We start from the raw sequence: 19,984 nt of genomic DNA on the forward strand, positions 1-19,984 counted from the left end.
GGCGCCGCAGCCGTCAAGGCGCGGGAGGGCCAAAGCCGAAGGCGAGGCGGCCGAGCTTTTCGGCGCCGAAATATTCGCTGGCGCGGCGGACTTGCTCGCCGCCGTGACGGCGATAGAAATCCACCGCGCGCTTGTTGTCGCTGAGCGTCCAGACCAGCATGGTTTCGAGGCCGTTTTCGGCGAGGTCGCGGCGCCCGGCCCGGAACAGCCGCGAGCCAAAGCCCAGGCCCTGGCAGTCGGGGGAGAGGTAAAGCTCGAAAATCTCGCCGCTGAAGGGGAGCGAGGCTGCGCGGTTGCGCCCATAAGAGACATAGCCGCCGATGGAGCCGTGAAGGGACAGAACAAGAAGCCGGCTGCCCTGGAGCACCGCCGCGCGCCACCAGTCGGGGCCGCGGCGCGCGATCAGGCGCTCCAGTTCGCGGCCGGGGATCAGCCCGCGATAGGCTTCGCGCCACGCCGCGTCGTGGACGGCGGCGATTTGCTCGGCGTCGCCCGGCATTGCTCGCCTAATGGTGATCAGCGCCTGAGACATAGGCTGATGTTAAGTCCAAGGGCCCGCGCCTTGCAAGAAAACTATTTTTAATCCGCCCAATGCGCCGGCCATACGTCAATTGAAGTGGAATCGGATATTTGTGCTGGTCGAAAAACGCCCGCCGGGGGGCGGCGGCGTGCGAATTCCGCTCAAAGTCGTGCGCGCGGCGGCGTCGAGAACTGGATTACCGGAGGAATGGGTGACCGATTGGCTGATGACCCGCCCGGACGGCCCGACCGTAAAGGCCACGCCGACGGCGCCGGTCGCGCCCGCGGCCCGCGCGGCGGCCGGATAGAAGGTGCGGCGTCGGATTTCGGCGGCCAACAGGCCGGCATAGGCGGCAGGCGACATTGACGACGCCTGGGCCGCGCCATTGGCCGCCCCGCGCTTCAGCTCCTGCCGCGCCTCCTGCGCCTTGCGGCGGCGTTCGGCGAGTTCGCGCTCTTCCTGCGCCTTCTGGCGTTGGTCGTCACGGGTCGCGACGGGTTTGGGCGGCGGCTTTTTCTCGACGACGGCCGGCGGCGGCGTGACGGGCTTGGGCGGCTCGACCGGCAAGGGGACGGCTTCGGGAACGGCGACCTGCGGCGGCGGGGGCGGCTCGACCGGCTCGACGCGTTCGGCCTGCTGCACGGGAGGCGGCGGTTCTTGCGGCGGCTCCTGCGCGGCCATTTCGGCGGGCTTGACCTCTTCTTGCTTCTTCTGGTCCTCGGCGGCGTCGCCGAGCGGAACAAGCGAGACCTCGACGGTGTCCAGCGGCGACAGGGCGGCCGGCCGACCCTTGACGGCGACGAACAACAGGCTGTGCAAGGCGAGAATGAGCAGCAGCGCCAGCGGACGCAGCCACGGCGGCCGGACCAAGTCGCCCGGCGCGGACGCCAGCATCGGACGACCGGCGGAAAGGGCGCCGGTGACGCTCATTTTCCGGGCTCCGTCGCCGACGCGGGCGCGACAACAGGGGCGTCGGGTTTTTTGCCGGAATCCTTGCCGGTTTCGGTGACGATCGCGATATGGGTGATCCCATTGGTGGCGAGCTGATCGAGAATCGCCACCATCTGGCCGTAGGGGACGTCCTTGTCGCCGCGCAGATGCACGACCCGGCCCGGGTCGTCGCCAAGCTTCAGCTTGACCAGCTGGACCAGATCAGCTCCTGCGACCGGTTCCGCGCCGACGGCGAGGCCGCCGTCGCGGGCGACGACCACGACGACTGGCTCCTTCGGATTGAGCGGGCGCGCCGCCTGGGCCTGCGGCAGTTGCACCTTCATGCCGGCCGTGAGCAGCGGCGCGGTGATCATGAAAATGATGAGCAGCACCAGCATGACGTCGACGAGCGGCGTCACGTTGATCTCGGCCTGCGGGCGGTAAAAGCCCGGACGATTGGCGTCGGACGGCGAAAAGCCCATCAGGCCGCCTCCGCCTGACTTGCGACAACCGGATCGCGCGTCAGTTCGACGGCGCGGTCGGCCGCGCGGTTCATCAGACCCTGGCCCAGTCGGGAAAAGGCGGCGCCGAGACGATTATAGCCGATGGCGGCGGGAATCGCGGCGGCGAGACCATAGGCTGTGGCGGCTAGCGCCTCGGCGATGCCCGGCGCGACCACGGCGAGGCTGGTGTCCTTGGAGGCGGCGATGCCGACGAAACTGCCCATGATGCCCCAGACCGTGCCGAACAACCCCACGAAGGGCGAGACAGAGGAAATCACCGCCAGATTGGCGAGTCCGCCCTCGGCGGCGGTCAGAAGCTCCAGGCTGGCGCGGGTCATCTTGTCGGTCACGCGCTGGCGGCGCTCGGAAACCGTCTCGCCGACAATGCGGATGCGGGCCTCCTGCGCGCCCTGCGCCTCGATCGGGGCGAGCAGATGATCGGAATGTCCGGCCCTGGCGTCGCGCAAGGCGCGCGACAGGCGCCGCAGGCCGAACAGGCTCTCGACGATCAGCAGCCAGCACCAGATCGAGGCCACGACCAGCAGGACCATGACCGCCTTGCCGACGAGCCCCGCCTGCATGAACAAACCGATCGGGGAAAGCGAAATATCTTCCATGGGGACTTCCAAGCGTTTCCGTTGCGGTTGTGATGGGTCTCGTCGCCCGTCCGCATTTTTGTGAACTTATACCGCTTTTTGCGGAAAGACAGGGGCGCCAGGGGGCAAAGCCCGCAGGCATCGACGTTTCCCGGCCACGCCGGGAAAAAATCCCGGTTTTCGAGGGAAACAAGCCCGCTTCTGAGCGAGAAATAAGGAGAAGGGACTTTGCTTCTTTAATCTTGCCCCGCCGCGAAAGCGGCCGCCGCGCCGAACAGGCCCGGCTGCGGATGAGCGATGAGCCAGACCGGCAGCTCCGCCATCAGGGCTGCGTAGCGGCCCTTGGCGCAGAGACTTGAGGCGAACCGCGTCTGCGGCAGCAGGTCCGCGATGCGCGGCAGGAGACCGCCGGCGAGCGCGATTCCATGCGCGCCATGCGTCAAAGCGACGTCGCCGGCGAAAGAGCCGAGACAGGAGCAGAAGCGTTCGAGCGCCGCGCGCGCGAGCGGATCGGCGCCGGAAATGGCCGCCTCCCACAGGGCCTTGTCGTCAGCGGGGGCGGGCGCATCCCCTGCGCCGGGAAGCATGGCGCGGATTTCTGCCAGGCCCGGCCCGGAGAGGACGCGCTCCGCCGAAACCCGGCCGAATTTCGTCCGCAGCTGCGCCAGCAGCGCGTCCTCGAAGGAATCGCGCGGGGCGAAGCCGACGTGGCCGCCCTCAGCCTCGACGACGCGATGGGACTCGGCCTCCAGCAACGTCAAAGCGACGCCAATGCCGGTGCCCGGGCCGACGACGCTGATGGCGCCCGGACGGGGCAGGGGCCGCCGGGGGCCGGCGATATGAGTGAAATCCTCGGGCGCGAGTTGCGCGACGGCGTGGCCGATGGCGCCGAAATCATTGATCAAGGTCACGCGCTCGACGCCGAGTTCCCCTGCCAGAGCGGCGGGACGCAGGCGCCAGGAATTATTGGTGAATTTCAGCACTTCGCCGCGTACGGGGCCGGCCACAGCCAGGGCCGCTGCGCGGGGCGCCGCGCCGGAGCGCGTGAGAAAGGCGCGCCAGGCTTCGGCCAGCCCAGGAAATTCGGCGACCCGAAGCACCGTCGCGGGGCCGAGGGCGCGTACGCGGCCTCCCGCGATCCGCGCCAGGGCGAAACGCGCATGCGTGCCGCCAATGTCGGCGACGCCGATTTCTTCTTCTTGCATTTCCGCCCCCGGGTTGTCGCGCCGCCGCACTTCGACCCCGCCCAATCGGGCGAGGACAGGCGAATTTGTCAAATGACGCGTTTAAAACCCCTCTCGATGATGAAAATCGACGCCTGTGAAACTAAGTAACTTGACGCCCAATTGCGATGGCGCTGGCGCGCGCGATGCGCCGCTAAAAGTCGCGCCGCCAATGCGGAAGATGGAGGCCGTCATGAAACGATCAATCGGACCCGCGCTCGTGCTTGCCGCCGTCTTCATTGCGTCCTCGGCCTATGCAAAAACTGAAGTAAAGGCCAAGCATCATCATCGCCATCACACGGGCGTTCGTCCCGCGCAGGCGATCGAACATCATGCGCCAGCCGCCGCACGGCGCGCGCCTGCGGCGCCATATTTCGCGCCCCCCCTTCCCGGCGGGAGCGACACCGGCGGATATTGAGCCGCGATCCGGTGGATCGCAATACGGGGCGCATTGGCGAGAGCTGAGTTTCGGAACCGGAAACGTAGGCCGAGGCCGGAGCAATGGTCTGGCTGTGCGGATGACGACCGATAGACATGGCCAGTCACCACAGAATTTGATCGCGCTCCGCGGAACATAGCAGCGCCGTTCCCTTTTTGCTGGCGATGCGCGAACATCGCGGCCGGGGGGCACCTCCATGGCGCAAGAAACAACAAGAAACTGGCTGGTGTTCCGATCCCTCCAGGGCGGCGCCGCGAGCTGGCCGGCAGATCTGGTCGCTGGACTGACGCTGGCGGCCATCGCCGCGCCTGAACAGATGGCGACCGCGCGGCTTGGCGGCTTCGCGCCCCATATCGGCTTTTACGTCTTCATCGCCGGGTCTCTGGCGTTCGCTCTGTTCGGCGCCAATCGCTATCTGTCGTCCGGCGCGGATTCGACCATCACGCCCATCTTCGCCGCGTCCCTGGCCGCGATGGCGCCGGTCGGAGGGGCGGAATATCTGAATCTTGCCGCCCTGCTATCCGTGATCGTGGGCGTTTTCCTGGCCGGCGCGGGGTTTTTCCGGGCGGGCTGGGTCGCCAATCTGTTCTCGATCCCGGTGCTCACCGGCTTTCTCGGCGGCATCGCGGTTCACATCGCCCTGTCCGAGGCGCCGGCCTTTCTCGGACTTGTCGCCGGATCTGGAAGCAGCTTCGACCGGCTCGCGCAAATCATCCGCCAATTCGATGGCGTCAAGCCGCTGGCCATCCTGACCGGATCGGCCTGTCTTGCCTTCATCGTCGTCGTCGAATGGGCAGGTTCCCGCTTTCCGGGGCCACTATTGGCCCTGGTTGGAGCGACCGTCGCCACCATGATGCTCGGTCTTGAAAGCCAGGGGCTGCCAACCGTCGGCGCCTTTCACGTCCTGCCGCCGCGTCTCGCCGCGCCGATTGCCGATGTCGACGATTTCGGCAAGGTTCTGGGCCTTTCGGCCATTATCGCCGCCGTGGTCATGGCGCAGAGCGCGGCGACCTCCCGCTCCTTTCCCGGCCTCCCGGGCGAAGCAGCGGATATTGATCGCGACTTTTTGGGCCTTGGCCTCGGCTCCATGCTGTCTGGCCTGTTCGGGGCCTTTCCGGTCAACGCGAGTCCGCCGCGAACCGCCATCGTCGCCGAGGCCGGCGCGGAAACTCAGATCGCGGGACTCACAGCGGCGGTCGCCGTCGCGCTGGTCGCGGCTTTTGGCGAAAGCTTCCTTAGCCATACGCCGGAGGCGGCGCTGGCGGCCATTCTCTTTTATATCGCAGGGCGGATTTTTCGGGTGGGGGCCATGCGCGATATCGCCGCGCGCTCCCGTCCGGAATTTATTCTCCTGCTCGCGACTTTATTTCTGGTGGTTCTGGTGCCGGTCCAGACCGGCGTCGCCTTGGCGATCATCCTGTCGCTGATCCACGGGTTGTGGACGACGACCCAGACCGACCTTCACACATTCCGTCGCCTTCCCGGCAAGACCGTCTGGTGGCCGGAAACGGCCGATTTCGATGGCGAGAAACTGGCGGGCGTCGCGGTCGTCGGCTTCCAGGCGCCCTTGTCCTTCCTCAACGCCGACCGCTTCCAGCGCCAGTTGAGCGCGGCGGCGGACGAGCCGGGCCTGAAATTGCTGGTGCTGGAAGCCGGCGCCGTCGATTCGCTCGACTACACCGCCGCGCAGGGGCTGGCCTCGGTCATGGAGGCCTGTCGGCGCAAGCGGGTCGATTTCGCGGTGGCGCGGCTTGAATCGGTGCGGGCGCAGGCGGCCTTCGAGTCCTACGGCCTGTTCGACGCCCTCGACGGGCCCCATGTCCATGGCCGGGGCCGCTTTTTTCACAGCGTCGACGAGGCGATCAAGGCTCTGGCGCCCGACGCGCAAATCGTTCCGTCGCCGGCCAGGACATCGGCTTAGGTCCAGCTTAGCGTGAGACGGCTTTGTGGCGTCAGTCAGGCGAGTTCCCGTCGGTTCAAGTTGTAACCGACAATAGTCGTTCGACATTCGTCGTAAATCGTGGGGACGGATGTCAATTTTATGACTGTTTAGACTTAACGCGATCCTACTCTTGGGACGTGCGGCCCCGTAACTCCTGCGGCGCTATGGCAGAAAAGCAACACGAGTCGGTTTTGATGCGAACGGAGCCGTTCGAGGGACTGTTTTCAATTGTCAAAAGCTTGGTCTGCGTTTTAATCGATATCAGTCGCGATTGATGAATTTTCGTTCATCGGGGGGCGGCGGACCGGCGGAAAACGCGGAGAGGGCGAATTCCGGGCGGACGCAAAAAGTTACGGCGGCGCGAGAGCCCGCAATTTGGGAGACTCCTTATGAAAACCAAACTTTTGGCTGCTGTCGCCGCTCTGGCGGTCATGACGGCGACCGGCGCGGCCCGCGCCGAGACCACCGACGTGGCGGCACTGAAGGCTCAGGCCGCTGCGTTGAAGGCTCAGAACGAGCAGCTCGAGCAGCGCCTGACCAAGCTGGAGCAGCAGCCCGCGGCCCGTCCGGCGGCGACCAGCTTCATGGCGGCCGACCTCCCCGTCCTCAAGGACATCGCGCCGATGTGCCCCCCGCTGGCCCTGGACGGCCCGCTGACCTTCTGTGGCATTACGGTGTTCGGCACGGTTGACGCCGGCCTCGGCTGGGCTTCCTACGGCCTGCCCACCAACGGCAAGTACTATCTGGGCAACAACCTGATCAACAAGAACGCCACCCATTCCTATTTCGGCATTTCGCCGAGCAACCTTGCCGCGACCACGCTCGGCATCAAGGGCTCGACCGAAATTCTGCCGGGCATTTCCGGCGTGTTCTGGGCCTCGACCAATATCAACCCGCAGTCGGGCCAGCTCTTTAACGGTCCCGGTTCGCAGGTCGATAACCAGGGCCTGAACCGCAACAACTACTCCCAGAATGGCGACGGTTCGCGTGGTGGCCAAGCGTTCAACGATCAGCTCTATATCGGTCTCGCGAACCCGGTCTACGGCCAGCTGACCTTCGGTCGTCACAAGAGCCTGACCAATGATCTGGTCGGCGCCTATGACCCGGCTGGCGGTTCGCAGGCGTTCTCGATGATCGGCTATTCCGGCACCCCGGTCGCTGGCCTCGGCGACACCGCCAACAGCCGTTGGGACGATTCGTTCAAATATAAGGTCTCTTACGGCCCGGTTCGCTTCGGCGCCATGTACAAGTTCGCCGATGGCAATAGCGGCTGCAACTACCAGGGCACGCTGGTCACGGCGGCGAGGGGCACGATCCAGAACTGCTATTCGACCCAGAACGACGCCGGTCAGGTTGATCTCGGCTTCAGCTATGCCGGCTTCGATGTTGATGGCGTGCTGGGCTATTTCCACCAGGCGATCTCGACAAGCACCCTGAGCTCGGCTCAGCTGCTTGGCGCGAGCACCTTCACGTCGAACACCGGCGCCGTCGTCACTTCGACCGGCCTGAACTCCGGGACCCTGGGCGCTACCGCCTCGGATAACACCGGTTGGGCGCTTGCCGGCAAGTACACCTTCAACCAGTGGAAGTTCTACGCCGGCTGGGCGCATGTGATCTATCACAACCCGGAACATAATGTCGGCATCGGCGCCCAGAACGACCAGGGCGGCTACCAGTTGAGCTCGGTCAACAATGCGGCGTTCCCGAACGCCAAGCTGCTCGACACCTTCTGGGTTGGCACGCGCTACGCCTATAATGAGAAGACCGACATCGTTGGCGGCTTCTACATGCAGCATCAGAACGGTTACGGCACGACCGCCAATCTCGCGACCTGCTCGCTGCCGGGCTATATCGCCTTCAGCCCCTATAGGCCTGCTCTGAATCAGACCTCGCCGCGTAGCGCGACCTGCTCGGGCAACCTGTATGCCGCCTCCACCTTCGTCGATTACCACTTCACCAAGCGGTTCGATGTCTATGGCGGTCTGATGTACAGCAGCGTGACCGGCGGCTTCGCTTCGGGCTACTTCAGCGCCTCGAACTGGGCCCCGACCGTCGGCGCTCGCTTCACCTTCTGATCGGCGCTTCGGAGCTTTTCCGAACAACGATCCTTCGACATTGTCCCGCGAGCCTCGGCTCGCGGGATTTTTGTTTTCCAGCGCTGGACTTTCGTTGTCGTGGTCCGGCTTCGAGTCTGGATTTGCCGCGGCGAGACGGCGCCCGGACGCATTGCCCGCGACCGAGGCGCCACGCCTGGGTGGGCAAGGGCAGTTGCTCGAATGCAACAGGCCGCGTCGAAAATTTTACACTTTTCAAAACTTAGCTAAACTATATGCAGTTTCTGGACAAAAACAGCATAAAATGCCTAAAAAATAGAAAATTTATCTCTGTTGGCATTTTTACGGTCTTTTCAAGGCGCTAAGCTCTTGCTATTAATGACATAGAGCCAAGCAACACCTTCGCAAGAATATATATTCCAGTTACCGAATGTAGATTCGCGGCGCAGTCGCTTCGGCAGATCCGATCTTTGAAGCCTCTCTGGAGCTGATGATGAAAAATCGTTTGTTGATGGCCGCCGCCGTAGGCGCGATCCTCGTCGCCGCCGGCGCCGCGCGCGCTGAAAACGCCGATGTGACGGCTCTGAAAGAGCAAGCAGCCGCGTTGAAGAAGCAGAATGAGGCGCTCGAAAAGCGTTTGACCAATCTGGAGCAGCAGCCCGCAGCGCGTCCGGCCGCGACCAGCTTCATGGCGGCCGACCTTCCCGTCCTCAAGGATCTTCCCGCGCAGTGCGCCCCGCTCTCGCTGGACGGCCCGCTGACCTTCTGTGGCATCACGCTGTTCGGAAACTTCGACGCTGGCCTCAATTACGCGAGCAGCGGCCTGCCGAGCAATGGCAAGTATTATAACGGCCCGGAACTGGTCAATCGATACGCCCGTTCCGCCGTTTTCGGCTTCCTTCCCAACGGCACTTCGTCGACGGGCGTCGGCCTCAAGGGTTCGGTGGAAATTCTGCCCGGCTGGTCGGGCGTCTTCATGGCCTCGACCTACCTCAATCCGCAGTCGGGCCAATTGCAGAACGGCCCCGGTTCGATGGTCGACAATCAGGGCCTCAACCGCAATGCCTATTCGAACTGGGGCGACGGTTCGCGTGGCGGGCAGGCCTTCAACGACCAGCTCTATGTCGGCGTGGCCTCGAAAACCTTAGGTCAGCTGACATTCGGTCGCCATCGCTCGCTCGCCAATGATCTGGTCTCGGCGTATGACCCGACCGGAGGCGCCGCGGCTTTCTCGGCCATCGGCTATTCCGGCACCTATGTCAGCGGTCTCGGCACCACCGCCAACGCCCGTTGGGACGACTCCTTCAAATATAAGGTCGAGATTCCCGTGCAGGGGATTGGCGGAATCCGCTTCGGCGCCATGTACAAATTTGCCGATGGCAATGGCGGCAGCAATGTCGGCACGGGCGGCACGCTTTGCACGGGAACGAACCTCCCTGTTTCGGGCTGCGCGAAGCCGACGATTACCGCGGCACAATATTATGGGACCAAGAATGACGCCGGACAGGTTGGTCTCGGCGCCAGCTATGCTGGACTGGATGTTGACGGCGTGCTCGGCTACTTCAACCAGGCGATCGCCAATACCCCGCTCAGCGCGGCTCAGCTCGGCGGCATCTCCACCTTCACGAGCAATACATTCCTCGGCAATGTCGCCCAGGGAACCACCACCTATGGCAACGCCAACTCCGGGACGCTGAGCTCCACCGCAACAGACAATACGGGCGGCGCAATCGGGGCGAAATATACCTGGAACCAGTTCAAGTTCTACGCTGGTTGGGCGCATGCGATCCTTCATAATCCGAAGAATAATGTTGGCATCGGCGCACAGAACGATCAGGGCGGTTACGTCATCAGCTCGATCAACAACGGCTCTCTTCCGCACGCCAAACTGTTGGACACCGTGTGGGTCGGCGTGAAATATTCGTATAATCCGAAGACCGAATTCACTGTCGCCTATTATCATGTCAACCAGAACAGCTATGGCTTTGCGGCGAATACCACCGGCGTAACCAATACCGCGAGCACCAGCCTGGCGACCTGCAGCCTTCCCGGCTACCTCGCGAACGGTGGAACGATCGTGACCTATGGTGGCGTGAAAACCGTCTATGCGGCTCAGTCGGCGCCGCGCTCCAGCGCCTGCTCCGGCACGCTGGACGCTGTTTCGGGCTACGTCGACTACCATTTCAACAAGCGGCTCGACGTCTATGCGGGCCTCATGTACTCGGTCGTCGGCGGCGGCCTCGCCTCCGGCTATTACAACGTCAACAACTTCTCTCCGTCGGCCGGCGTCCGCTTCACCTTCTGATCGACCTCTCAAAACTTCCGATCAAAAGGTCAAACACTCCCGTGAGCCTCCCCGGCTCACGGGATTTCTGTTTTTCACGCGCCCCTAAACGTCTTGCCAAGCGCAGGCGCCAAGTTTAGCAAGGCCGCAGTATTTCAAATCCTGCGACCACGAGGCAAATCATGGCGAGCTACAATATCTTCCTGCTGCCGGGCGACGGCATCGGTCCCGAGGTGACGGCTGAGGTCGAAAAGGTCGCCAAGGTGATTTCCGACGCAGGTCTCGCCAGTTTCGAATTTGAAAAAGGCCTGGTCGGCGGCTCCGCCTATGACGCGCATGGCAAGGCGATCAGCGAAGCGGACATGGCGCGCGCCCAGGCGGCTGACGCCGTGATGCTCGCCGCCGTCGGCGGACCGAAATGGGCCGATGTGCCTTATGACGTGCGTCCGGAAGCCGGCCTGTTGCGTCTGCGCAAGGACCTTGGCCTGTTCGCCAATCTGCGCCCGGCCGTCTGCTATCCCGCGTTGGCCGACGCGTCCGCGCTGAAGCGCGAGATCGTCGAAGGCCTCGACATCATGATCGTGCGCGAGCTGACCGGCGGCGTCTATTTCGGCGAGCCCAAGGAGATCATTGATCTGGGCAATGGCCAGAAGCGCGCCATCGATACGCAGGTCTATGACACCTATGAGATTGAACGCATCGCGGCGGTCGCCTTCGAACTGGCGCGCAAGCGCGGCAATAAGGTGACCTCGTCGGAAAAGCACAATGTCATGAAGTCCGGCGTATTGTGGAAGGACGTCGTCACCGAGCTCCACAGGAAGTCCTATCCGGACGTCCAGCTCGACCATATGCTGGCTGACGCGCTCGGCATGCAACTCGTGCGCTGGCCCAAGCAGTTCGACGTGATAGTGACCGACAATCTGTTCGGCGACATGCTGTCGGACGTCGCTTCCATGCTGACCGGCTCATTGGGCATGTTGCCCTCCGCCTCGCTCGGCGCCGCTGACGCCAATGGCAAGCGCAAGGCGATGTATGAGCCCGTCCATGGTTCGGCGCCTGATATCGCCGGCAAGGGAATCGCTAATCCGATCGCCATGATCGGCTCGTTCGGCATGGCGCTGCGCTATTCCTTCGGCCTGGGACAGGCGGCGGATCTGATCGAGAAGGCCATTGCCGACGTGCTGGCCGCAGGCCTGCGCACCGCAGACATCAAGGGCGAAGCGACGACCTCAATCTCGACCTCGGCCATGGGCGACGCCATCGTGACGGCGCTGAAAAAGTCGGTCTGAAAAAAACGCGCCGGCCGTTTCGAGCGGCCGGCGCATTTCTATGTTTCCTTGAAGCCCGCCTTATTTCAGGAAGACGTAAATATCGACCTGAAGCGCAATGTCGCTGGAATCCTTGGCCTCGACGACATATTCCTCGACAAAGAGATTGCGCGCTTCCAGCCCCTTCTCGTCGAGATAGGCGGTGATCGCCTCATAGGTCGAATCGATATCGTCATAGGCGCCGCGATGTTCAAATCGCACGGCCTTGCCGCTCGGCGCCTGAGCGATCGAGATATCGGCGCCCAGATCGGGCTTCGCATCGGCGGGCGCATCCACCGGCAGCATGGCGTCGAATTTGAAGCCCGCGTCATCGGTGTCGGTAAAGACCGCGACCGGGCGCCCGGTTTCCTTGAGCCCGGCCTTCTGCGCGGCAGCGCGCAATTTGGCGATGGCGTCAATGATTTTGGCGTAGCCCTCTTCCCATTTCGCGGCGCCATGGGTCTGGATGGTGACGCGGGCGGCGATTTCCTCGACCTTGATCGCGCCTTCCTCGGCGGGGGCCTCTTTCGGCGCCTCGGCCTTGGGCGCGTCCGGCTTGGCGGCGTCAGGTTTGCCCGGTTCGGGCGTCGCGGGGCCGGCGGCGTCCTTGGCGGGGCTCTGCGCCGGAGCCGGAGCCTCCGTCTTGGGCGCGTCAACCTTGGGCGCGGTCGCCTTGCCAGCGTCCCCCGCCGGCTGTTGCGCGGCGAGCGGAATCGGCGCGGCGATCAGCGCGACAGCCAGCGCCAGACGCCGCGCCCATTCCCGGCCTGAAATAACCTTGCCGTTCTGCATCCGACAGCTCCCGATCTGGCGCGGCGCGCGCGAATCAATTCATTCTAACGCCCGCTGTTTGGCTGAATATGGCCGCGGGCGCTCTTTTCTCCTATATTGCGCCTAAACCCAACATGAACGCGCGCATTTCCGGACCAAACCCTTGACCGATTTTTCCGCCGCCGAAACAGCAAGCCTCGCCCAGGCGCCGCGTCATCCGCTGGCGGGGCGCGAGATTTTCAAGATGAACGGCGCGGGCAACGCCATTCTGGTCCTCGATCTGCGCGGCGCGGACGTCTTGCCAAGCGCCGAGGACGCCCGGGCGCTGGCGCGCGCGCCGGGCCTCGCCTATGACCAGCTGATGGTGCTGTCCGATCCGCACGCGGCGACGGACGACGCCTTCATGACCATTTACAACCAAGATGGCTCGCTCTCGGCCTCCTGCGGCAATGGCACACGCTGCGTCGCCCATTATCTCGCGGAGCGCTCGGGCGCCGGGGCGCTCGCGCTCGCGACATCGGCCGGTCCTCTGGCCGTGCGCCGCGAAGGGCCGCTCTCCTATTCCGTCGATATGGGTCCGCCGCGCCTCGGCTGGCGCGATATTCCGCTCGCGGGCGAGGTCGCGGACACCGGTTCTGTCGATCTCAAGAAATTTGGCCTGCCGCCCGCCTCCTGCGTCAGCATGGGCAATCCCCACGCGATCTTCTTCGTGTCCTCCATCGAGGCCCATGACCTCGCCGCGATCGGGCCGGAACTGGAGCATGATCCGCTGTTTCCGCAGCGGGCCAATATTTCGCTGGCCCAGGTTTTGGCGCGCGATGCGGTGCGGCTGAAGGTCTGGGAGCGTGGAACTGGCCTGACGCTCGCCTGCGGCACGGCGGCTTGCGCCACTCTGGTCGCGGGCGTGCGCGCGGGCCTCACCGAGCGGCGCGCGACCATCGCCTTGCCGGGCGGCGACCTCATCATCGAATGGCGCGCAGCCGACGGCCACGTCATCATGACGGGGCCGGTGGAGCTGGAATTTTCGCAAATCCTGACGCCCGATATTTTTGCGCCCGCGGCTGCGGCGCGATGACGCCGCCCGAATTCAGCGCGGTCAAGGCGCAAGACTCGGGCGCGGTCGAAGTCTTGACATTCGGCTGCCGGCTTAATCTCGCCGAATCGCAGACCATTCGCGAACTGGCCGCGCAAGGCGGCGAAAGAAATCTCGTCGTCGTCAATACTTGCGCCGTCACCGCCGAATCGACCCGGCAGGCGCGGCAGGCGATCCGCCGGCTGAAGCGTGAAAACCCGCAGGCGCGCATCGTCGTGACCGGCTGCGCGGCGCAGATCGAGCCGCAAATCTTCTCGGACATGGCGGAAGTCGCCCATGTCATGGGCAATGCCGAAAAGACCCGCGCCTTGTCCTGGGCGGGCTTCGCGCAAAGGGTCAATGTCGGCCCGGTGGCGGAGGCTGCGCGGCGCGAGAATGCGCCCGCGCCCGTGCTCGCCGCGATCGAGGGCCATACCCGCGCCTTTCTCGCCATCCAGAATGGTTGCGACCATAGCTGCACCTTTTGCGTCATCCCGTCCGGGCGGGGGCCGTCGCGCTCCGTCGCGCCGGAGGCGGCGCTGGCGCAGGCGCGCAAATTCGTCGAGACCGGCCATAAGGAAATCGTTCTCACAGGCGTCGATCTGACCTCCTGGGGCGCGGATCTGCCGGGCGCGCCCAAGCTTGGCGCGCTGGTGCGCCTGCTGCTGCGCGAATTGCCGGATTTGCCGCGCCTGCGCCTGTCGTCAGTCGATTGCATTGAGGCTGACGCCGGGTTGCTCGCGGCCTTCGCCGAGGAAGAAAGGCTCGCGCCCTACCTGCATTTATCGCTTCAATCGGGCGATGATTTGATCCTGAAGCGCATGAAGCGCCGCCACAGCCGCGCCGAAAGCGTCGCGTTCTGCGCCGAATTGCGTCGCCTGCGCCCAGACATCGCTTTCGGCGCCGATCTGATCGCGGGCTTTCCGACCGAGGATGATGACATGGCGGCGCGCTCGCTGGCCTTGATCGAGGACTGCGGCTTGAGCTTCCTCCATGTCTTTCCCTTTTCGGCGCGTCCGGGAACGCCCGCGGCGCGCATGCCGCGCGTGGCGCCCGCATTGGTCAAGGCGCGCGCGGCTCTTTTGCGCGAGGCGGGGGAAAGGGCGCTGACACGCCATTTGCAGGCGCAGGCCGGGCGGCGGCTGCGCGTCCTGACCGAACGCGGCGGCATGGGCCGCGCCGATGATTTCACCCCGGTCCGCACGCCCGGCCAGCCGCCGGGCCGGATCGTCGTGGCCGACGTGATCGGCTTTTCGGGCGGCGCGCTCGACGTAACAATCGATTCATCGTGAATTGAGATGCTTTCGGTCCGCTAACGCAAGACTCGTAAAAACTCCCGCTAAATGGAGCTATTGCGATGCGCTCCCCTGGGGGCGCGGGAAAGGCTGCGTTTTGACCCCGACTTTTCGCCGCGGAAGCGATTTTCGCGCCTATGTCCAGGATTCTCTCTCCGCGCAGGGCAAGCCCGGCGGGGCGGAGCGCGGCTGGGGGCCGGCGTTGCGGGCCCGGATCGTCGCAAAAATGGGCGGGCTGCTTGAAGGGCGTCCGGGCGCGGCGCTGGGCGAATCGCTGCGCCAGCGCGCCGCCAGCGCGCAGTCCCGCGTTTCCGCGCTGATGGCTTCCGCGAGCGCCTTGCTGCATCCGAAGGCTGAGACGGCGGAGCGGCAAGAGGCGCGGCAAGAGGCGCAGATTGAGGCGCAGGTTGAGGCCGCCGAGCCGGTTCGCGCGCGCCGCGCACAGGCGCGCAGGACACAGGAGAACGGCGGGCGGGAGCCCGTCGAGGAGCCTTCGCGGAATCGCTCGACTGCGCGAAAAATAGATCTTGAACTCAGCCGGCGCGAGATCGAGGCAGTTCAGGCGCGGCTCGACGCCCGCGCCGCGCCTCGCGACCACGAGGAAAAATGGCGAGCCGATCTCGCGCGCGAATACAGGCGGGAGTTTCACCCGATTGAGGCCGCGCGCGCGGCGCCGGTTGCGCCCGGGGAAGACCGAACGGCGGCCGATGGCGCGGCGGCGGCGCTTTTTCTCGCCGGCAAGGCCGCGTGGCGGGCCAGCCTCATCCTTGAGCCCGTGTTCCGCTTTCTGGCCGCCTATAGCGCCGCGATCTTGAAGGTCGCGGCGGTCGGGCTTGTCGTGGTGGGCGCTGGCGGCTTGCTGGCGCAATGGCCGGGGAGCGACAGGAGCGAAGAGACGTTCGCGCCGGCCTCGCAGCCCGCCCAGCCGGGCGCCCAGCGCGCGGTCTGGCTGGAAGTTCCCAAACCGCTGCGCCTTTTCGATCTCTCCGCGCCGTCGCTGGCGCATGAGAAGCGCCTCTATGCGGCGCGCCGCCACACGACGGGCGGCGGGCGCGAGGACGCCCTGACTTTTGGCGAATTCGCCGGGGCTGGCCCCTTCTTCCGGCTTGCCATCTATCGCCATGGCGCGGAGAAAACCGCCGACGCGGCCTTTTTCGTGGATATGGCGCGGCGCGGCGCCCAGCTCGGCCTCAGCCTTGGCCGCGCAAATGTCGCCCAGACGCAAGCTACGCGCTTTGGCGATTTCGAGACGGCGGCCATGACCATGACGGAAGGCGGGGTCACGCGCGACGCCTGCCGGGGATTCCGCTTCAGCGCGGCGCAACTCGGTCTGACCATCGCGGGCTTTTTCTGCGGCGCGGATGACGAGGCGGCGTCCGCCGGCGCGCTCGCCTGTCTCGTCAACCGGCTCGATTTGATTTCATCGGGCGAGGATGGCGCCCTGCGCGACTTCTTCGCCTCCGCCCAGGCGCGCGGCGCGCGCGGCTGCGCCGAACCGGCGTCGGCGCCCGTGAAAAAGCGCGCTGAAAAAACGAACCAATGAACCAAAGGGTTGCAAGAAAACCGCGCCAGCGGAGTTTTTTAACTTTGGCGGCCAATTCGCTATCGCAACTCCCTGCAAAACGCTAGATTGTTGAAAGCCGCATCAGGAGCCAATTATGCGCCGTAAGTCCCTTTTCGTTCTCGCGCTGTTATCGGGCGCGCTGGTCTGCGCCGGCGCCCAGGCCGAGAGCAAGCATAAACATCGTCAGCCCTCTCCGCGTGTCGTGGAAGCGGCGGACGCCGCCGAACTGACCGTCAAGAAGCGCAGCTTCCTCGATCCCGGCAATGTCGTGGCGGTCGGCACCCAGAATCGCTACATGGACGACAGCACATTCTATCAATCCCCCGCGCCGGGCGGCACCTACCGCAACGACCTTTTCGGCGACTGGATGTTGCCGGGCCCGTTCAACCTGCCGGCCGCCAATCCGCGTGCGCCGTGGTGAGCGGAAAAGCCGCGCAGTCCTAATGAAAACGGCCGGGCGATCGCCCGGCCGTTTTGCATTTGGGAAAGCAGGCGCGCCTCAATCCTTGGCGCGCTCGACATAGGTGTTGTCCTCGGTGAGGACGACGATGCGGGTTCCGACGCCGATATGGGGCGGCACCATCACGCGCAGGCCATTGTCCATCTTGGCGGGCTTGTACGACGAGGAGGCGGTCTGGCCCTTCACGACCGGCTCGGTTTCGATCACTTCGAGCGTCACGCGGGCCGGAAGCTGGATCGCCACGGCGATGCCGTTGAAGATCGACAGGATGCACTTCATGCCTTCCTGCAGATAGGCCGCCTGCTCGCCGATCACGTCCTTGGGAACGATGACCTGTTCGAAATTGTCATCATTCATGAAGGTGTGGCCGTCGCCATCCTCGTAGAGATAGCTGAAGTTCATGTCCTCGACATGGGCGCGCTCGACCTGCTCGGTGGTCTTGTAGCGCACGGAGGTCTTGTTGCCGTCGGACAGGCGGCGCATGTCGATCTGCGTGGTCGGCGTGCCCTTGCCGGGAAAGAAGCTTTCGGCGCTCAGCACGACATAGAGATTGCCGTCCTCATGTTCGATGATATTGCCCTTCCGGACGTTGCTGGCGATGATTCTCACAGTCGAATTCCCTAAGGCGACGTTCGCCGCGCCGGTTGAAGCGACGGGCGGTCGGGTCTATGGACCTTTTTGAAACTTGCGGCGACACTAATACCCAATCGTCGCCGCAACGCCAGTTTTTTGTCACATCAACATGGGGTAGGGGCGGGATGGCGCGAAACGCCGCCTTCTGGGCGCCGGAACATCATGCCGCGAGGCGGCCCCGCCTGCTGGCGCGGGCGCGGATCGTCAAGGCTTTGCGCGGCTTTTTCGAGCGCGAGGGCTTTATCGAGATCGAGCCTTCGGCCTTGCAAGTTTCGCCCGGCAACGAGACCCATATTTCGGGCTTCGCCACGCGTTACGAGCCAATAGGCGGCGTGGTGACGCCTTATTACCTGCACAGCTCGCCGGAATTCGATTGCAAGAAGCTGCTCGCCGCTGGCGAGACGCGGATTTTCTCGCTCGCCCATGTCTTCCGCAATGGCGAGCGCACGCGCCTTCACCATCCGGAATTCGCGATGCTGGAATGGTACCGCGCCGGGGCGCCTTATCGCGCCCTGATCGACGATTGCGCCGCCGTCTTGCGCGCCGCCGCCCAGGCTGCCGGCGTGACGGGGTTTCGCTTTGGCGGGTCGCGGCTCGATCCCTTCGCCGCGCCGGAAATACTGCCCGTCACGGAGGCCTTTTCTCACCATGCGGGAATCGACCTTTCCACCATGCTGGATGACCGCGACGCCCTTGCGCGCGAGGCGGCGCGGCTCGGGCTGCGGGTGAGCGCGGACGATCACTGGTCCGACCTGTTCAGCAAAATCGTCTCGGAGAAGATCGAGCCAAATCTGGGCCATGGCCGTGCGACCGTGCTGATCGACTATCCCGCGAGCGAGGCCGCTCTGGCGCGGCGCAAGCCGGAAGACCCGCGCTTCGCCGAGCGCTTCGAGCTTTATGGCTGTGGGGTGGAATTGGCCAACGCCTTCGGCGAATTGACCGATCCGGTCGAGCAGCGCCGCCGGTTCGAGGCTGACATGGCGGAACGGACGAGGATTTACGGCTCCGCCTTTCCGATCGACGACGATTTTCTCTCCGCGCTGGCCCTGATGCCCCCGGCGAGCGGCGCCGCGCTCGGCCTCGATCGTTTGGTGATGCTCGCCACTGGCGCAGATCATATCGAGGACGTCCTCTGGGCGCCGACGGCGGCGCCAAGAGAAACAGCATGAGCAAAATCCTGACCCGGCCCGATGAGCTGATCGCGGCGGGCTTCGCCGCGGCGGAGGAGGCGGGCGTTCTGGGCGAGGTCGCGGCGCGCTACAGCGTCGCCGTGCCGCCGGGCGTCGCCGCGCTTATCGAGACGCGCGACGATCCGATCGGCCGGCAATTTCTGCCCGACGCCGCGGAGCTGACCTTGCTGCCGCAGGAGCGCGCGGACCCGATCGGCGATGACGCTCACGAGGTCTGCAAGGGCCTGATCCACCGCTATCCCGACCGCGCTTTGCTTAAACTGACCAGCGTCTGCCCCGTCTATTGCCGATTCTGCTTCCGCCGCGAGCGGGTCGGGGCAGGGACGGACGGTTTGTTAGACGCGGCGGAGCTCGACGCGGCGTTTTCCTATCTCGCCGCGCACAAAAAAATCTGGGAGCTGATCGTCACCGGTGGCGATCCGCTCGCCGTTTCGCCGCGCCGGCTGGCCGAACTCTCGACCCGGCTGCGGGCGCTGGATCATGTCAAGATCCTGCGCTTCCATTCGCGCGTCCCGGCCTTGACGCCGGAGCGGGTGACGGACGAGTTGGTCGGCGCCCTGCGCGCCAGCGGCAAGACGATCTATGTCGCGCTGCACGCCAATCATCCGCGCGAGTTGACGCCCGCCGCCTGCGCATCCATCGCGCGGCTGATCGATTCCGGGATCGCCATGGTCAGCCAGACCGTGCTGTTGCGCGGGGTGAATGACGATGTCGAAACGCTTTCCGCCCTGATGAGGGCTTTCGTCGAGAATCGGATCAAGCCCTATTACCTGCATCATGGCGATCTCGCGCCGGGCACCTCGCATCTGCGTCTGCCGCTGGAGGAAGGGCAGGCTCTCGTGCGGGCTCTGCTGGGTCATGTCTCAGGGCTTTGTCAGCCCATTTATGTCGTGGACATCCCGGGGGGGCATGGCAAAGCCCCAGCCGGGCCGGTCTATTGGCGCCGCGAGGGCGCGCAATGGCGGGTTGAAGATTGGCGCGGAAAAAGCCACGCTTATTCCGATCCGCCGCCAAAGGCGCGAGACGAGGCGTGACGCCAAGGGGCCGGAAAAATGACTTCTGAAAAAGACCCTTGGCGTCCCGCGCCAACGGGCGCGGCGGCGGCTGACGCCGCCGGGCGCCTTGACCTTTGACGAGTCAAAGGTCAAGGCAATGATGGAGCAGCCCTCTTTTAGGCTGATTTGCAAGGTTTTTGGCGCAA

At 64.7% G+C, this 19,984-nt stretch carries 18 protein-coding genes; 11 read left to right on the plus strand and 7 right to left on the minus strand.

Going from position 1 to position 19,984, the window contains the following annotated elements; translation table 11 throughout:
* Nucleotides 1-13: 13 nt before the first annotated feature.
* The 5 genes from QZ409_RS19140 to glk all read right to left on the minus strand — a co-directional run bounded on the left by QZ409_RS19140 (nucleotide 14) and on the right by glk (nucleotide 3,754).
* Complete coding sequence (locus QZ409_RS19140) at nucleotides 14-532, minus strand: N-acetyltransferase (RefSeq protein ID WP_296714510.1); 519 nt, start codon at nucleotides 530-532, stop codon at nucleotides 14-16.
* 75 nt (nucleotides 533-607) lie between these two features.
* On the minus strand, nucleotides 608-1,450 hold the full coding sequence (locus tag QZ409_RS19145) for an energy transducer TonB (protein ID WP_296714513.1): 843 nt from the start codon (nucleotides 1,448-1,450) through the stop codon (nucleotides 608-610).
* Nucleotides 1,447-1,932 (minus strand): biopolymer transporter ExbD, encoded by a 486-nt coding sequence (locus QZ409_RS19150; RefSeq protein WP_296714516.1) that lies wholly within the window; start codon nucleotides 1,930-1,932, stop codon nucleotides 1,447-1,449. Before QZ409_RS19150 ends, QZ409_RS19145 begins: the two co-directional genes overlap by 4 nt.
* Entirely contained in the window at nucleotides 1,932-2,570 is a 639-nt protein-coding gene (locus QZ409_RS19155) for a MotA/TolQ/ExbB proton channel family protein (RefSeq protein WP_296714517.1), read from the minus strand. Before QZ409_RS19155 ends, QZ409_RS19150 begins: the two co-directional genes overlap by 1 nt.
* Before the next feature lie 215 nt (nucleotides 2,571-2,785).
* The gene (gene glk / locus QZ409_RS19160; protein ID WP_296714520.1) at nucleotides 2,786-3,754 is read right to left on the minus strand and encodes a glucokinase; all 969 of its coding nucleotides are present in this window, start codon (nucleotides 3,752-3,754) and stop codon (nucleotides 2,786-2,788) included.
* A gap of 211 nt (nucleotides 3,755-3,965) precedes the next feature.
* Here glk and QZ409_RS19165 point away from each other — a divergent pair, with 211 nt between their 5' ends.
* The 5 genes from QZ409_RS19165 to leuB all read left to right on the plus strand — a co-directional run bounded on the left by QZ409_RS19165 (nucleotide 3,966) and on the right by leuB (nucleotide 11,780).
* Complete coding sequence (locus QZ409_RS19165; protein WP_296714523.1) at nucleotides 3,966-4,190, plus strand: hypothetical protein; 225 nt, start codon at nucleotides 3,966-3,968, stop codon at nucleotides 4,188-4,190.
* Between the two features lie 217 nt (nucleotides 4,191-4,407).
* A complete protein-coding gene (locus QZ409_RS19170; RefSeq protein ID WP_296714525.1) occupies nucleotides 4,408-6,132 on the plus strand; it encodes a SulP family inorganic anion transporter in 1,725 nt (574 codons plus the stop codon).
* Nucleotides 6,133-6,542: 410 nt separating this feature from the next.
* The gene (locus QZ409_RS19175; protein WP_296714528.1) at nucleotides 6,543-8,228 is read left to right on the plus strand and encodes a porin; all 1,686 of its coding nucleotides are present in this window, start codon (nucleotides 6,543-6,545) and stop codon (nucleotides 8,226-8,228) included.
* A 472-nt stretch (nucleotides 8,229-8,700) separates the two neighbouring features.
* Nucleotides 8,701-10,512, plus strand: coding sequence for a porin (locus QZ409_RS19180; protein WP_296714531.1), 1,812 nt, complete (start codon nucleotides 8,701-8,703; stop codon nucleotides 10,510-10,512).
* A 161-nt stretch (nucleotides 10,513-10,673) separates the two neighbouring features.
* The gene (gene leuB / locus QZ409_RS19185) at nucleotides 10,674-11,780 is read left to right on the plus strand and encodes a 3-isopropylmalate dehydrogenase (protein WP_296714534.1); all 1,107 of its coding nucleotides are present in this window, start codon (nucleotides 10,674-10,676) and stop codon (nucleotides 11,778-11,780) included.
* A gap of 60 nt (nucleotides 11,781-11,840) precedes the next feature.
* Here leuB and QZ409_RS19190 read toward each other — a convergent pair whose 3' ends face one another.
* Nucleotides 11,841-12,590: a GyrI-like domain-containing protein gene (locus QZ409_RS19190; protein ID WP_296714536.1), complete on the minus strand. Its 750-nt coding sequence runs from the start codon at nucleotides 12,588-12,590 to the stop codon at nucleotides 11,841-11,843.
* 223 nt (nucleotides 12,591-12,813) lie between these two features.
* Here QZ409_RS19190 and dapF point away from each other — a divergent pair, with 223 nt between their 5' ends.
* From dapF to QZ409_RS19210, 4 genes are all read left to right on the plus strand, one after another.
* The gene (gene dapF / locus QZ409_RS19195) at nucleotides 12,814-13,644 is read left to right on the plus strand and encodes a diaminopimelate epimerase (protein ID WP_296714822.1); all 831 of its coding nucleotides are present in this window, start codon (nucleotides 12,814-12,816) and stop codon (nucleotides 13,642-13,644) included.
* Entirely contained in the window at nucleotides 13,641-14,933 is a 1,293-nt protein-coding gene (gene mtaB, locus QZ409_RS19200; RefSeq protein ID WP_296714538.1) for a tRNA (N(6)-L-threonylcarbamoyladenosine(37)-C(2))-methylthiotransferase MtaB, read from the plus strand. The genes dapF and mtaB overlap by 4 nt, the downstream gene beginning before the upstream one ends.
* Before the next feature lie 100 nt (nucleotides 14,934-15,033).
* Nucleotides 15,034-16,479: a hypothetical protein gene (locus tag QZ409_RS19205; RefSeq protein ID WP_296714540.1), complete on the plus strand. Its 1,446-nt coding sequence runs from the start codon at nucleotides 15,034-15,036 to the stop codon at nucleotides 16,477-16,479.
* A 115-nt stretch (nucleotides 16,480-16,594) separates the two neighbouring features.
* Nucleotides 16,595-16,921, plus strand: a complete 327-nt coding sequence (locus QZ409_RS19210; RefSeq protein WP_296714541.1) for a hypothetical protein — start codon at nucleotides 16,595-16,597, stop codon at nucleotides 16,919-16,921.
* A gap of 78 nt (nucleotides 16,922-16,999) precedes the next feature.
* On the opposite strand, the gene efp is transcribed toward QZ409_RS19210, so the two are convergent.
* Complete coding sequence (efp, locus tag QZ409_RS19215; RefSeq protein ID WP_296714542.1) at nucleotides 17,000-17,569, minus strand: elongation factor P; 570 nt, start codon at nucleotides 17,567-17,569, stop codon at nucleotides 17,000-17,002.
* Nucleotides 17,570-17,718: 149 nt separating this feature from the next.
* Between efp and epmA the strand changes: the two genes are divergently transcribed.
* Both epmA and QZ409_RS19225 read left to right on the plus strand, forming a co-directional pair.
* Nucleotides 17,719-18,762 carry an EF-P lysine aminoacylase EpmA gene (gene epmA / locus QZ409_RS19220; protein ID WP_296714544.1) on the plus strand — a complete coding sequence of 348 codons (1,044 nt, stop codon included), beginning with the start codon at nucleotides 17,719-17,721 and terminating at the stop codon, nucleotides 18,760-18,762.
* Entirely contained in the window at nucleotides 18,759-19,817 is a 1,059-nt protein-coding gene (locus tag QZ409_RS19225; protein WP_296714547.1) for a lysine-2,3-aminomutase-like protein, read from the plus strand. The genes epmA and QZ409_RS19225 overlap by 4 nt, the downstream gene beginning before the upstream one ends.
* Nucleotides 19,818-19,984 lie beyond the last annotated feature (167 nt).

It is taken from the genome of Rhodoblastus sp. (assembly GCF_019449565.1).
Lineage (GTDB): Bacteria > Pseudomonadota > Alphaproteobacteria > Rhizobiales > Beijerinckiaceae > Rhodoblastus.